General features: G+C 67.0%; 11 protein-coding genes. 2 read left to right on the top strand and 9 right to left on the bottom strand.

Features of this window, described 5'->3' with window-relative positions; translation table 11 throughout:
- Positions 1-7: 7 nt before the first annotated feature.
- From QEP15_RS06485 to QEP15_RS06470, 4 genes are all read right to left on the bottom strand, one after another.
- Positions 8-745, bottom strand: a complete 738-nt coding sequence (locus QEP15_RS06485; RefSeq protein WP_056322174.1) for a 3-ketoacyl-ACP reductase — start codon at positions 743-745, stop codon at positions 8-10.
- Between the two features lie 78 nt (positions 746-823).
- On the bottom strand, positions 824-2,458 hold the full coding sequence (phaC, locus tag QEP15_RS06480) for a class I poly(R)-hydroxyalkanoic acid synthase (RefSeq protein ID WP_152383751.1): 1,635 nt from the start codon (positions 2,456-2,458) through the stop codon (positions 824-826).
- 124 nt (positions 2,459-2,582) lie between these two features.
- The gene (gene pgeF / locus QEP15_RS06475; protein ID WP_152383750.1) at positions 2,583-3,347 is read right to left on the bottom strand and encodes a peptidoglycan editing factor PgeF; all 765 of its coding nucleotides are present in this window, start codon (positions 3,345-3,347) and stop codon (positions 2,583-2,585) included.
- Complete coding sequence (locus QEP15_RS06470; protein WP_280148578.1) at positions 3,335-4,333, bottom strand: RluA family pseudouridine synthase; 999 nt, start codon at positions 4,331-4,333, stop codon at positions 3,335-3,337. Before QEP15_RS06470 ends, pgeF begins: the two co-directional genes overlap by 13 nt.
- A gap of 107 nt (positions 4,334-4,440) precedes the next feature.
- Here QEP15_RS06470 and QEP15_RS06465 point away from each other — a divergent pair, with 107 nt between their 5' ends.
- Entirely contained in the window at positions 4,441-5,229 is a 789-nt protein-coding gene (locus QEP15_RS06465) for an outer membrane protein assembly factor BamD (protein WP_056322165.1), read from the top strand.
- Between the two features lie 102 nt (positions 5,230-5,331).
- Here the strand turns inward: QEP15_RS06465 and yoaA are convergent, their stop codons facing one another.
- A complete protein-coding gene (yoaA, locus tag QEP15_RS06460) occupies positions 5,332-7,422 on the bottom strand; it encodes a DNA repair helicase YoaA (RefSeq protein WP_280148577.1) in 2,091 nt (696 codons plus the stop codon).
- 174 nt (positions 7,423-7,596) lie between these two features.
- Here yoaA and tex point away from each other — a divergent pair, with 174 nt between their 5' ends.
- Positions 7,597-9,969 (top strand): RNA-binding transcriptional accessory protein Tex, encoded by a 2,373-nt coding sequence (tex, locus tag QEP15_RS06455; RefSeq protein WP_062838569.1) that lies wholly within the window; start codon positions 7,597-7,599, stop codon positions 9,967-9,969.
- Between the two features lie 131 nt (positions 9,970-10,100).
- Here the strand turns inward: tex and QEP15_RS06450 are convergent, their stop codons facing one another.
- The 4 genes from QEP15_RS06450 to QEP15_RS06435 form a co-directional block, all read right to left on the bottom strand.
- On the bottom strand, positions 10,101-11,456 hold the full coding sequence (locus QEP15_RS06450) for a tryptophan--tRNA ligase (RefSeq protein WP_152383747.1): 1,356 nt from the start codon (positions 11,454-11,456) through the stop codon (positions 10,101-10,103).
- A gap of 83 nt (positions 11,457-11,539) precedes the next feature.
- Positions 11,540-11,863, bottom strand: coding sequence for a DUF3325 domain-containing protein (locus QEP15_RS06445; protein ID WP_056322155.1), 324 nt, complete (start codon positions 11,861-11,863; stop codon positions 11,540-11,542).
- Positions 11,860-13,548 carry a PepSY-associated TM helix domain-containing protein gene (locus tag QEP15_RS06440; RefSeq protein ID WP_280148576.1) on the bottom strand — a complete coding sequence of 563 codons (1,689 nt, stop codon included), beginning with the start codon at positions 13,546-13,548 and terminating at the stop codon, positions 11,860-11,862. The genes QEP15_RS06445 and QEP15_RS06440 overlap by 4 nt, the downstream gene beginning before the upstream one ends.
- Positions 13,545-13,826: a DUF3649 domain-containing protein gene (locus tag QEP15_RS06435; RefSeq protein ID WP_175156310.1), complete on the bottom strand. Its 282-nt coding sequence runs from the start codon at positions 13,824-13,826 to the stop codon at positions 13,545-13,547. Before QEP15_RS06435 ends, QEP15_RS06440 begins: the two co-directional genes overlap by 4 nt.
- Positions 13,827-13,931: the final 105 nt, after the last annotated feature.

Here is a 13,931-nt window from a genome sequence, read left to right as displayed (position 1 = left end):
CGTCGCGTCAGCCCATGTGCAGGCCGCCGTTCAGCGAGAAATCCGCGCCGGTCGAAAAGCCGGATTCATCGGACGCCAGCCACGAGGTCATGGAGGCGATTTCCTCCGGCGTGCCAAGGCGGCGCACCGGAATGGTGGCAATGATCTTTTCCAGCACGTCCGGCCGGATGGCGCGAACCATGTCGGTGCCGATGTATCCCGGCGAGATCGTGTTGACGGTCACACCCTTGCTGGCCACTTCCTGCGCCAGCGCCATCGTGAATCCATGGATGCCGGCCTTTGCCGTGGAGTAGTTGGTCTGGCCGAACTGCCCCTTCTGGCCGTTGACCGAGCTGATGTTGATGATCCGCCCCCACTGGCGCTCGACCATGCCGTCGATGACCTGTTTGGTCACGTTGAACAGGCTGTTCAGATTGGTGTCGATGACCGCGCGCCAATCGTCGGCGCTCATCTTCCGGAACAACCCGTCGCGGGTGATGCCCGCGTTGTTGACCAGCACGTCCACCGGCCCGAGGTCGGCCGTCACCTTTTCAAAGGCGGCTACGGTGGAGTCCCAATCGGACACATTGCCCACCGACGCGTAGAACGTAAAACCCTGTGCGGCCTGCTCATCCAGCCATTGCTGGTAGTTGCGGCTGGGGCCGCAACCTGCCACGACGCGAAAGCCATCCTTGGCCAAGCGCTGGCAAATAGAGGTGCCGATCCCGCCCATCCCGCCTGTTACGTAAGCCAGTTTTCCGCTCATTGGACTTCCTCCTGTGTGCGACGGACGCCTCGTTGATTAAACATCTTTCTGCCGGGGACCGGACCGCGGTGCGCGGTATCAGGCCGCCCGGACCTTTACATATCTGCCAGGCGCCGGCTCGATCGGCCGATACTTGGCATTGCCTGCCTTTGCCCTCGCCTTGATCTGCTTGCCCGAATGTCCTGCCAGCCAACCGGTCCAATCGGGCCACCAGCTGCCGGGATGCTCCACCGCCTGCGAAAACCAGGTGTTGGGGTCGCCGGGCAGCGGCTGGCTTTGCTGTTCGAGCGCATCGGCCACCCAGTAACTGCGGCGCTTCTTGGCGGGCGGATTGACCACGCCCGCGATGTGGCCGGAAGCGCCCAGCACGAAACGCTGCGGACCGCGAAGCACCTGCGTGGACGCGTAGGCCGACACCCAAGGCACGATGTGGTCCTCGCGCGAGCCGAATATATAGGCGGGCATGCGCAGGCGCGTCAGGTCCAGCGGCAGGCCGGCGGCCTGCGCGCGGCCCGGCACCTTGAGATTGTTCTCGAGGTAGGTATTGCGGAAATACCAGGAAAAGAAAGGCCCCGGCAGGTTCGTGCTGTCGCCATTCCAGAACAGGAGGTCGAAGGCCGGAGGCTTTTGCCCCTTGAGGTAGTTGCCCACCACGTAGTTCCAGACCAGTTCGTTGGGCCGCAGGAACGAGAAGGTGGTGGCGAGATCGCGGCCCGGCATCAGGCCGCCGTTGCCCAGTTGATGATCGCGCATCAGCGCGTGGGCCTCGTCGACGAACACGTTCAGGATGCCGGTGTCGTGGAAATCGAGCAGCGAGGTCAGCAGCGTCAGCGACGCCACCGGGTGCTCGCCGCGCGCTTCGGCCAGCGCCAGCGCCGAGGCCAGCATCGTGCCGCCCACGCAGAAGCCCAGCGCATTGACCTGCGGCTGCTTGGTGATGTCGCTGGCCACGCGCAGCGCCTGCAGCACCGCGTCGTCCAGGTAGTCGGACCAGGTGGCGCGGTCCACGCCGTCGGTATCGGCAGCAACCGGATTGCGCCAGGAAATCAGGAAGACCGTGTAGCCCTGCCCCACCGCGTGGCGCACGAAGGAGTTCTCGGGCTGCAGGTCCAGGATGTAGAACTTGTTGATGTTCGGCGGCACGATGACCAGCGGCCGGTCGTACACGGTGGCGGTCGAGGGCGCGTACTGGATCAGCTGGAACAGCTTGTTTTCGAACACCACGTCGCCGGGCGTCGTGGCCACGTTGCGGCCGATCTCGAACTGCGACTCGTCAGTCTGGGTGATGCGGCCCTTCTGCACGTCGCCCAACAGATTGGCCAGCCCTTCGTTCAGTGCGCGGCCGGCGCTTTCGACGATGGATTGCTGGGCATCGGGATTGAGCGCCAGGAAGTTGGCCGGCGACAGCGCGTCGACCCACTGCATGATCGAGAAGCGAAGGCGGTCGCGCATGGGCTCGCTGACCTGCGCGGCATCGACCATGCGCTGCATGGCGCGCGCGGACAGCAGATACGTGTGCGCCAGGAGCAGGTGCGAAGCATTCGCCGCCCAGGCGTCGCCGGAGAAACGGCGATCGGACGGCGGCGCCAGCGCGCCACGCCGGGCATCGTCGCAAAGGCGTTGCCATTCGCGCGAGAACTCTGCCTGGATGTCAGCCAGGACTTCCGGTGCCACGCTCACCGGAATGGGACCTGCGGAGAGATTGGCATTCACTTCGACACCTTGTTATCGAAACTTCGCGATTGATGTTGCATTCCGGGTTCAGGACTGTCAATGCGGGTATACAAGGAGGCTTACTACGGTAAAACGCAAGCCCGGCGCTGGCCTTTGCGCGACGTCAAACCGGGCTTAACCAGGCCAGCAGCGCCATGCGTCCGGTCACGCCGTCACGGCGGTAGGAAAAGTACCGGTCCGCGCGGGTCACCGTGCATTCCCCACTGAGGGACACTTCTTGTACCCCGGCACGCCGCAGCCGGAAATCGGCCAATCCGGCGAGGTCGGCCAGCCATTTGCCGGCAAGGCCGGGGCGCGGCGCAAAAAAGCGTGTCGTCGCCGGATCGTCGGCGGTGAACGCGTCCAGCACGTCCTGTCCGACTTCGAAGTGCTGCGGCCCGATGCCGGGTCCGACCCAGGCGCGCCAGCCGGACGCCTGCGGCGCCTTGGCCCGCATGGCCTGCAGCGTGTTTTCAAGCACCCCGCCCGCCAGGCCGCGCCAGCCGGCGTGCGCCGCACCCAGCACGGTGCCCTCGGCATCGGCAATGACCACCGGCAGGCAATCGGCCACCATGACGGCCAGCACGCGGCCGGGTTGGGCGGTGACGCTGGCGTCGACCGCGGGCTCGGCCGGCACGTCCGGCGCGTCCGCGTCGACGACCTCGCTGCCATGAACCTGGCGCAACCAGAGGGGATCGGCGGACACTGCGGCGCAAACCCGGCGCCGGTTCTCCGCCACGGCCTCGGGGTTGTCCTCGGCACGCAGGCCCAGATTGAGGGTGTCGTGCGGAGCCACGCCCACGCCGCCGGCGCGGGTCGTGCAAAAGTAGCTCACGCCCTGCCAGTCGGGTCCCGTCACGACGGGCAGGCCTGCGATCAGGCGTTCCATGCAATGTTCTCCTGGACCTGCGCCATGTCGGCGGGCACGGGCGCGGCGAACTGGACGTCGCCCTTGCCGCCCGGGTCGTCGAAATGCAGCGCGCGGGCGTGCAGCATCTGGCGCGCTGCCCCCGCGATGTTCTTGCCGCCATAGATCGTGTCGGCCAGCAGGGGGTGTCCCAGGCTGGCCATGTGCACGCGGATCTGGTGGGTGCGCCCCGTTTCCAGCCGGCACACCACTTCGGTCACCCGCCCGCCCGGATCGACCGAGCCGCGGCGGGCCGGCGCGTAATTGGTGATGGCCGGCTTGGGCGCGACGGGGCGCTCGACGCTCATGCGCACCGGCACGCGCGCATCGCGCCCGATGGCGCGGTCGACCTTGCCCGCAGCGGCCAGCCATCCGTGCGCCAGCGCCACGTACTCGCGGCCCATGGTGCGCGCCTGAAGCTGGCGCACTAGGTGAGTCTGGGCGATTTCGTTACGGGCCACCACCATCAGGCCGGAGGTGTCCTTGTCCAGCCGGTGCACGATGCCCGCACGGGCGACCTGTGCGAGTTCCGGATAACGATGCAGCAGGCCGTTGAGCAGCGTGCCGCTCCAGTTGCCGGCGCCCGGGTGGGTAACCAGGCCCGCCGGCTTGTTGACGACGATCCAGTCGGGGCTTTCGGCCACCACGCCGAATTCCACGGGTTCAGGCATGAAGGCCTGCGCGTCGGGCGCGGGCTGGGCCCAGATGGTGAGTTCGTCGCCAGGGCCGACTGTTTGGCGGATCTTGCCCGGCGTCCCGTTGACCAGGACGTTGCCGGATTCGATCCAGCCTTGCAGGCGATTGCGGGAATGGTCGGGCAAGAGGCCCGCCAGGACCTTGTCCAGCCGGTCAGCGCGCGTGGCCGACGGCACGGTTACAAATTGCGGCTCGGGGCGGCCGGATTCGTCGAGATTTTCGTCGGCGCTCTCGTCGGAAACAAGATCTGCGCGGGCGGCTGTATCAGACATGGAGACAAATCATATAATCAGCCTGCCATGCTAACACCAAGGATACGATTCTCGTGATTCACCACCCTGCAGCTCCCTCGAACCCCGCATCCCGCAGCGGGTCGGTTTTGCGCGTGGTCATCGCGCTTTTTGCCGTCATCGTCATCGCTGGTTGCAGCGGGGCGGACAGCAAGTACGACAAGACCACCAACTGGAGCGCAGAACAACTCTACGCGGACGCCAAGGCCGAAATGTCGTCGGGCGGCTGGAAGGAAGCGCGCGAGCGCCTGACCGCCATCGAAAGCCGCTACCCCTTCGGCGTCTACGCGCAGCAGGCCCTGCTTGAACTGGCCTACGTCAACTGGAAAGACGGCGAGAACGAACAGGCGCTTGCCGCCATCGACCGCTTCCAGCAGCTGTACCCCAATCACCCCGGCACCGATTACGCGCTCTACCTGAAGGGCCTGATCAACTTCACGCCGGCCAGCGCCTTCATGAGCAACCTCACCGGCCAGGACCCGGCCGAGCGCGACCCCAAGGGCCTGCGCGCGTCCTATGACGCCTTTACCGAGCTGATCAAGCGCTACCCGGAAAGCAAATACAGCGTCGACGCCGAAAAGCGCGTGGCCTGGCTGGTCAACACCATTGCCATGAACGAAGTCCACGTGGCCCGCTATTACTACGAGCGTGGCGCCTACGTGGCCGCCGCCAACCGCGCGCAGACCGTCATCACCGACTTCGAGGGCGCCCCCGCCACCGAAGAAGCGCTCTACCTGATGGTTCAGTCGTACGACAAACTCAACATGACGGACCTGAAGAACGACGCGCAGCGCGTCTACGACAAGAACTTCCCGAACAGCGAGTTCCGCACCAAGGGCCTGAAGGCCGACAAGAGCTGGTGGAATCCCTTTAACTGATTCCGCTCGCATGGGAAGAGAAAAGCCCTTCAAGATTGAAGGGCTTTTTTTTGCCTGCGCGGCGCGGACGGCGCCGCCTGGAGCCGCGTTCCTTGCGCCGGTCTATTCGTCGTCCGGTCCGCGCTTGCGACGGTAGAACGCCAGCACCTCTTCCAGCTCGCGCGTGCGCGCAAATGGCGGCAGACCGCGCCACAGGCGCTTGCCGTAGGGCTTTTCCACCAGCCGGGCGTCACCCACCATCAGCACGCCCCAATCCGATTCCGTGCGGATCAGCCGGCCCGCGCCCTGCTTGAGCGAGATGGCGGCTTCCGGAAGCTGGTATTCCGCAAACGGGTTGCCGCCCTGCGCGCGGCAGGCGCGCAGACGGGCCTCGATGACGGGATCGTCGGGCGGCGCGAACGGCAGCTTGTCGATCGCCACCAGCGTCAGCACGTCGCCCGGCAGGTCGATGCCTTCCCAGAAGCTGGCGCTACCCACCAGCACCGGGTGCTTGAGCTTGCAGAAGCGGTCGAGCAGATCGCGGCGCGTGCCCTCGCCCTGCTTGAGCAGCGGCCAGTCATGGCCCGCATCGTCAAAGGCATCGGCCAGCAGATTGGCCACCTTGTCCACGGCGCGCAGTGTCGTACAGAGCACCAGCGTGCCGCCCGGACTGGCCTCCAGCAACGGCATGAGGGTCTGCACGAAGCGGTCCAGGAACTGCGGCGATTGGGGTTCGGGCATGCCGCGCGGCACGAACAGCAGCGCCTGCTCGGGGTAGTCGAACGGGGACTCCCACTTGCCGGTGCGCGCGGACTCCAGGCCAAGCTGGCTGGTGAAGTGCGTGAATTCACCGTTCACCGACAGCGTGGCCGAGGTCATGATCCAGGCCTGGCCAGGCTTGCGGAATTTGGAAAAAGCCTGCGCCACCGACAGCGGCGCCGAATGCAGGCGCACGTGGTGCAGTCCGTGCTCGACCCAGCGCACGGCCGGGCCGGTCCATTGCTCGGCCAGCGCCGCGCCTTCGAGCAGGGCCGCGGGGGTGGAGGGACCGTCGCCGAGCGGGCTTTGCACGGGCGCCTGGTCGTCGCGGCCCCAGCCCTCGTCGTCGTGCACGCCGGTACTGCGGCCGGGCGTTGCCCAGCGCTTGAGCTTGACCGAGATCTCGGCCCCCATGCGCGCAGCCGCGAGCAGGTCCGGGTGTTTTTCGGCCACCGCGCCCAGCGCCTTGGTGGCGCTGTCCACGGCCTCGCGCAGCGACAGCAGCGCGACGTCGAATTCCTCGGGGTTGGGAATGGCCTCGAACGTGGCCTTGCGGCCCGGCATCTTGTCCAGCGGCGCGCAGACCAGCCGCAATTCGCGCGCGGCGGTTTCCAGTTGGCGGCTGACGTCGCTCCATTTGGCGGCTTCGCGCGCGTAGGCCAGCCCCGCGACTTCCAGCGCGCGGCCAAAATCCATGAGCTGGTGCGTGGACACGCTGCTGCCCAGAAAGCGCGTGGCGGTATCGGGCAATTGATGGGCTTCGTCGAAGATGACGGTGTCGGCTTCGGGCAGCAGATCCGTGACGCCTTCTTCGCGCAGCATCAGGTCGGCCATGAAGAGCGCGTGGTTGACGACGACGACGTCGGCCTCTTGTGCCTGGCGGCGCGCCTTGACGACAAAGCAGTCGTGGATGCGCGGACATTCCTGGCCCAGGCAGTTTTCGCGGGTGGATGTGACGCGTTGCCAGATGTCGGCGTCTTCGGGCACCTGCGCCAGGTCGCCGCGGTCGCCCGTTTTGGAGATGCCCGCGAACACCTGGATCTGGCGCAGCTGCTGGATCTCGGAGCGGGATTTGAGCGCGCGTTCGTCGCCCTGCAGGCGCTCCAGGTGGTAATGACACACGTAGTTGCCGCGGCCCTTGAGCAGCGCGGCCGTCACGGGCGCGGCCAGCGCCGCGCGCACGCGCGGCAGGTCGCGCGCAAAGAGCTGATCCTGCAGGGTGCGTGTGCCGGTGGAGATGAGCACCTTGCCGCCCTGGATGAAGGCGGGTACAAGATACGCCCAGGTCTTGCCGATGCCGGTGCCGGCCTCGGCCACCAGCGTGGCGCGGTCCTGGATGGCCTGGCCGATGGCCTGCGACAGTTCCACCTGCGATGGACGTGGCTTGTAGCCGGGCAAGGCCGTGGCCAGCGGCCCGTCCTCGTCAAAGAATTCGGATATGTCCAGGTCCAGCATTACAGCAGCCTTGTGTAGGGCCCCAAATGATACCTGCTGCCGCGTCGTTTTCCGGCTTGCGGCCTGCCGCAACGCCGCTGGCAGAGGGACGGATCAGTCCCTTCTGCCACGTTCCGTAACAACGGCTTATGGCACAATCCGCCCCTTGTTTTCCCTTTTTGCCGTCGTATAGAGATGTCTGAAACTTCCACTATCACGAACGTCGCCGCCGGCGTCGACAACGCCCGCATCGTCGCGCAGCTCGCCACCGAGCTGGGCGCCCGCGCCTCTCAAATCGCTGCGGCGGTGGAACTGCTGGATGACGGCGCGACCGTGCCCTTCATCGCCCGCTACCGCAAGGAAGCGACCGGCGGTCTGGACGACACCGTGCTGCGCAACCTGGAAGTCCGCCTGGGCTACCTGCGCGAGCTCGAAGACCGCCGCGGCGCCATCCTGGAATCCATTTCGCAGCAAGGAAAGCTGACGGCCGAACTGCAGCAGGAAATCGCTTCGGCCGACACCAAGCAGCGCCTCGAAGACTTGTACGCGCCGTACAAGCCCAAGCGCCGCACGCGTGCGCAGATCGCCCGCGAAGCCGGCCTGGAACCCCTGGCCGACGCCATCCTGGCCGATCCCGCCTGCGATCCCGCAGCCCTGGCCGCGCAGTACCTGAATCCCGAAGCCTCCATCAACGACGCCAAGGCGGCGCTCGATGGGGCGCGCGACATCCTCGCTGAACGCTACGCGGAAAACGCCGACCTGCTGGCCGACATGCGCGAGCACCTGTGGTCCACCGGCCTCGTGTACTCGAAGATGATCGAAGGCAAGGAAACCGAAGGCGCCAACTTCCGCGACTGGTTCGACTTCAACGAGCCGCTGCGCACCCTGCCCTCGCACCGTATCCTGGCGCTGCTGCGCGGCCGTCAGCAAGGTGTGCTTGAACTGCGCCTCGGCCTGGAAGCCGACCTCGAAGCGCAGACGCCGCATCCGTGCGTGGCCCGCATCGCCAACTTCCTGAAGCTGGGCAACGGTCTTTTCGCGCTGGACGCCACGCCGCGCGCGCGCTGGCTGGGTGAAGTCTGCCGCTGGACCTGGCGCGTGAAGCTCCTGACCGCCTTCGAAAGCGAACTGATCGGCCGCCTGCGCGAAAGCGGCGAAGCCGAGGCAATCCGCGTGTTCGCCGCCAACCTGAAAGACCTGCTGCTGGCCGCCCCCGCCGGTCCCAAGGCCGTGCTGGGCCTGGATCCCGGTATTCGCACGGGCTGCAAGGTCGCGGTCATCGACCAGACCGGCAAGGTCGTCGACACCACCACCGTGTACCCGTTCGAACCGCGCCGCGACCGCGACGGCACGATCAACACGCTGGCCGCGCTGGTGGCGCGCCACAAGGTGGACCTGATCGCCATCGGCAACGGCACGGCTTCGCGCGAAAGCGAAAAGCTCGTGGGCGACATGATGGAGCGTTTCCCCGACCTGAAGGTCACCCGCGTCGTCGTGTCCGAGGCAGGCGCGTCGGTGTATTCGGCATCGGAAACCGCCGCCCAGGAATTCCCCGACCTGGACGTCACGCTGCGCGGCGCCGTGTCCATTGCACGCCGTCTGCAGGATCCGCTGGCCGAACTGGTCAAGATCGACCCCAAGGCCATCGGTGTCGGCCAGTACCAGCACGACGTCAACCAGCGCGAACTGGCGCGTTCGCTGGATGCCGTGGTCGAAGACTGCGTGAACGCGGTGGGCGTGGACGTGAACACGGCATCGGCCGCGTTGCTGGCCCGCGTGTCCGGCCTGAATTCGCTGCTGGCCAAGAACATCGTCGCCTTCCGCGACGAGAACGGTGCGTTCCCCACCCGCGACATCCTGCGCAAGGTGCCGCGCTTTGGCGACAAGGCGTTTGAACAGGCCGCGGGCTTTCTGCGCATCCCCAACGGCGACAACCCGCTGGACGCGTCGGCGGTGCACCCGGAAGCCTATCCCGTCGTCGAGCGCATCGTCGCCAAGATCAAGACCGAGGTCAAGCAGATCATCGGCCAGCGCGAGGCCCTGAAGGGCGTGTCGCCGTCCGACTTCACCGACGAGCGCTTCGGCCTGCCCACCGTGAAGGACATCTTTGCCGAACTCGAAAAGCCTGGCCGCGACCCGCGCCCGGAGTTCAAGACGGCGCAGTTCAAGGAAGGCGTGGAAACGCTGAACGACCTGTACCCCGGCATGGTGCTGGAGGGCGTGGTGACCAACGTGGCCAACTTCGGCGCGTTCGTGGACATCGGCGTGCACCAGGACGGCCTGGTGCATATCTCGGCGCTGGCCGAGAAGTTCGTGAAGGATCCGCGCGATGTGGTGCGCGTGGGCCAGACGGTCAGCGTCAAGGTGCTGGAAGTGGACGCCGCGCGCAAGCGCGTGGCGCTTACCATGCGCCTGAACGACACCGCCGCGCCGGCCCGCCGCAGCGCCGATGCGCCCAAGGGCGGTGACCGTCCCCGCCGTCAGGGCGATGGCGGCCGCAACGCCGGTGGCGCGGCCGGATCGATGAACAGCGCCATGGCCGACGCGTTCGCCAAGCTCAAGCGCTGATCCGCCGATCCGCTGCACTGCCCAGATCCCGGCGCCCGATGCGCCGGGATTTTTTTTGCACTGTTAATGGAGCAAGCAGCTGAACTGCATGCGCGACGGCGCGGATTGCCCGCGCCGTCTTCGGCTGCCGTTTATTCCCGCGCCAGCGACAAGAGCGCTTCGCGGGTGCGGGCGAGGCGCGCCGCGGGCTCGCCCTGCATGCCCTCGGGCGCGGTGGCGACGGTCACGCCATCGATCACCGCCGCATAGCCCTCTGTCTGCGCCTGCAGGACGCTGTCAGCGGGTTCGGACTGCAACCGGCGCATCAAGGCGCCCGCTTCCTTGGGATCGGCAAAGCGCTGCGACAACAGCAGTTCCTCGCCGTCGGCCGCCAGCAGGCGGAAGCGGAAGCCGCCGTCCTCGTCACGGAAGCTGACGAAGCGCGCGCCCTTGGATTTTTCCTTCTTGCCCTGCGCGCCCTTGCCGGCCGTGGCGGCTGCGCTCAGGTTGCGCAGGCCCACGGCCTCGCGCAGTTCCTGCATGAAGGGCACGGCAAGCTTGCGCGCCTTGGCCGCGCCGGCTTGCAGGATGTCTTCGATGCGGCCCGGATTGGCCATCAGGTCGACGTACTTTTCGCGCATCGGCGCAAGCAGCGCTTCCAGGTGCTCGAACAGCGCCTGCTTGGCGTCGCCCCAGCCCATGCCCGCTTCGAGCTGCTGGCGGAACGCCGCCGATTGCTCGGACGTGGCGAACGCGCGGTACAGCGTGTACAGGTGGGAGGATTCGGCATCCTTGGGTTCGCCGGGTTCGCGCGAATCGGTCACGATGCGCATCACCGAGGCGCGCAATGCGCTCTTGCCGCCTTCGAACAGCGGAATGGTGTTGTTGTAGCTCTTGGACATCTTGCGGCCGTCCAGCCCCGGCAGCGTCGCCACGTCTTCTTCGATGACCACTTCCGGCAGCGAGAAATAGTCGCGTCCGTACAGGTGGTTGAAGCGCTGCGCGATGTCGCGCGCCATTTCAAGATGCTGGATCTGATCCCGGCCCACCGGCACCTTGTTGGCGTTGAACATCACGATGTCGGCCGCCATCAGGATCGGGTACGAGAACAACCCCATGGTGATGCCGTCGTCCGGATCCACGTTCTTGGCCACGTTCTGGTCGACCGACGCCTTGTACGCATGCGCCCGGTTCATCAGGCCCTTGGCGGTCACGCAGGTCAGCAGCCAGCTCAGTTCGGGGATTTCGGGAATGTCCGACTGGCGGTAGAACGTCACGCGTTCGGCGTCCAGGCCGACCGCCAGCCAGGTGGCGGCGATTTCCAGGCGCGAGCGCGCCACGCGTGCCGGATCGTCGCACTTGATCAGCGCGTGGTAGTCCGCCAGAAAGAAGAATGCGTCGACGCCGGGCTGCGTGCTGGCCTGCACCGCCGGACGGATCGCGCCCGCGTAGTTGCCGAGATGGGGGGTTCCAGTCGTGGTGATGCCGGTAAGGACGCGGGTATTCATGAGGCGAGAAGGCGGTTGCTAGGGGAAGCCGTCAGTGTAACGTGCCGCAGCGCGGCCCTGCCCGCCCGCCACGCAGCCTGCGCCTACCAGACCGCCAGCACGGGCGCGGCCAGCGCGCACAGGCCGCCCGCGGTCAGCGCCGCGCGCGGACGGAAGGTCAGGAACCAGATCAGCAGCAGGCCGGCAATGCTGAGAATGCCGATCCATTCGACCGTCCCGTAGCTCCAGCCCCAGACCGCCGCGGACGCCCACAGCGACAGCGCAAGCGCCGTCCAGCCGAACAGCCGCAACGGCAACCGATGACGGCGCGGCAAGGCGCGGTCGAACAGATCTTCGTAGTGCCGGTCCATGGCCAGGCACAGAGCGGAAAACCCGGCATAGGCCAGGCAGAAGGCGGCAAGCGTCATGGCGTATCACCTCGCGGTTCGAAAGCGGTGCGGTGCACGGCGGCCGGAACGGCGGGGTCGTTCGGGGCGGGCGCAACGGCAGCGGACTTGACTGCCTGGGCGCGCGCGGCGCGCGGCTTGCCCGCGGATCTGGCGGGCGCCTTGCGGGCCCGGGCAGCCTTCCGCGCCATCCATGCAAAAAACAGGGCGCTTGCCAGGCACGTCAGGTCAAAACCCGCCATCACCCAGTCGCCCTGCGGCAACGAGACGCCCAGGTGCCGGTGCGTGGTCAGCGCATTGACCACGGGCACCAGGGCCAGCGCGGCCGCGGCCACCGCCAGCAGGTCCTGCCATTTGCGCCGCTGGAAGAGAAACGCATAGACCAGCGACAGGCCCCAGGCGATGAAGAACGCGCGCACCTCCCACACTTGGCGGCCGGGCATGTCGGCGGGCAGCAGCCGGTTGGCCAGGAACACCGCCGCCACGCCGAACACGACCCCCGTGATGGTGCCCGCGTTCAGGCCGTCCACCAGCCGCAGCGAGAACGCCTCGCGCGCGTCGCCCGGCCGGGCCTTCTGGCGGCGCTTGGCGATCCACAGCACCAGGCCCGTGGCCACCATGGCCGTGCCGGCCAGGCTGACGATGAAATACAGCCAGCGCAGCACCGGTTCGGCGAACAGGCCAAGGTGCAGGCCGGTGATCACGCCAGCGGTCAGGGCGGTCGCGCTGCGGCCGGCCTCGGACTCCTGCAGCGCGCCCGTCACCCCGTCAAAGCGCATGAACGGCGCCATCAGCCCGTACGACACGCCGTCGCCCACGTGGCGGCTGATGGTGATGGTGGCGCCCGCGTCATTGGGATTGTTGACGGTCACCCGGCCGACGCGGCCTTGCCACTGCTGCTCGGCCTGCGCCACCAACGGGGCAATCGGAACCAGCGGCGCGGGCTGGTTCAGCGGCGGCGTGACCTTGAAGGCCTTGAAGACCTCGTTGGTGTAATCGCGCGGATTGTCGTAAACGGCCTGGATGCCGGCCGGCATCAGCATCACCATGAACAGCACCAGGCCGCTGAAGGTGATCATCAGGTGAAACGGCAGGCCCAGCACGGACAGCACGTTGTGGCCATCCATCCATGCGCGCTGGCCGCCCTTTCCGGGCCGGAACGTGAAGAAATCCGTGAATATCTTCTTATGCGTGATGATGCCGCTGATGATCGCCACCAGCATGAACATGCCCGCGATGCTGGCCAGCCAGCGTCCCCACGGAAACGCGGTTTCCAGCTCGAAATGGAAGCGGTAGAAGAAGTCGCCGCCGCGGGTCTGGCGCGGCGTCACGGCCTGGCCGGTGGCCGCGTCCAGCTTGACGCGCACGAATCCGCGCTCGCCCGGCTTGGGCTTGGGGGTCTGGTACAGCAGCTGGATCAGGGGCTCGCGGTCCGAAGGCGGCGTGATGAACCAGCGCTTGGCATCGGGCGCGTTTTCCGCCAGATAGCGCTGCGCCGTGGCGACGGCCTGAACGGCGGGCGCCGGCTGCACCTGGATCTCGGGCTGCATCCAGCGCGTGATCTCGGGCCGGAAGAACGCCAGCGAGCCGGTCAGGAACATCGCGAACAGCACCCAGCCGAAAATCAGCCCGGCCCACGTATGCAGCCACGACATCGACTGGCGCAGGCCCTCTTCGCCGGGATGCCTGGTCTTGGCCGCCTTCATGCCGCCCCCACGAGCCGGTGCGCGAGAAACATGCCGCCCAGCAGCGCGGCGGGGACCAGGATGCCCGCCCAGGCGCGCCAGGCGTTGCGCGTGGCGAACACCCAGATCACGCCGCAGGCATAGACCACGAAGGACAGCAGCTGCGCCGCGGTCACGGCATCGGGCCGCCCCAAAGGCAGCCAGACCGCCAGGCAGGCGGCCGCCGCCGAGGCCAGGGCATAGCCGCCCAGGATGGCGGCCGTCGCGCGGGAGAAGACGGCCAATCGGTAGCGCATCATGCCTGCGCCGGCTGCGGGAGCTTTCACGGGAGTTCTAGGTGGTTGCGGGGACGTGGCCGGCCTGAATTATAACGATTCTCGTTAATACAGGAACGGCCAACCTGC

The organism is Achromobacter mucicolens, from assembly GCF_029866465.1.
Lineage (GTDB): Bacteria > Pseudomonadota > Gammaproteobacteria > Burkholderiales > Burkholderiaceae_B > Achromobacter > Achromobacter mucicolens.
This window is presented reverse-complemented; position numbering and strand designations above follow the sequence as displayed.

Bases quoted from the DNA above. Each gene is read 5' to 3' on its own strand.
- QEP15_RS06485 (WP_056322174.1), bottom strand. From the start codon at position 745: ATGAGCGGAAAACTGGCTTACGTAACAGGCGGGATGGGCGGGATCGGC.
- pgeF (WP_152383750.1), bottom strand. From the start codon at position 3,347: ATGGAACGCCTGATCGCAGGCCTGCCCGTCGTGACGGGACCCGACTGG.
- QEP15_RS06470 (WP_280148578.1), bottom strand. From the start codon at position 4,333: ATGTCTGATACAGCCGCCCGCGCAGATCTTGTTTCCGACGAGAGCGCC.
- yoaA (WP_280148577.1), bottom strand. From the start codon at position 7,422: ATGCTGGACCTGGACATATCCGAATTCTTTGACGAGGACGGGCCGCTG.
- tex (WP_062838569.1), top strand. From the start codon at position 7,597: ATGTCTGAAACTTCCACTATCACGAACGTCGCCGCCGGCGTCGACAAC.
- QEP15_RS06450 (WP_152383747.1), bottom strand. From the start codon at position 11,456: ATGAATACCCGCGTCCTTACCGGCATCACCACGACTGGAACCCCCCAT.
- QEP15_RS06445 (WP_056322155.1), bottom strand. From the start codon at position 11,863: ATGACGCTTGCCGCCTTCTGCCTGGCCTATGCCGGGTTTTCCGCTCTG.
- QEP15_RS06440 (WP_280148576.1), bottom strand. From the start codon at position 13,548: ATGAAGGCGGCCAAGACCAGGCATCCCGGCGAAGAGGGCCTGCGCCAG.
- QEP15_RS06435 (WP_175156310.1), bottom strand. From the start codon at position 13,826: ATGATGCGCTACCGATTGGCCGTCTTCTCCCGCGCGACGGCCGCCATC.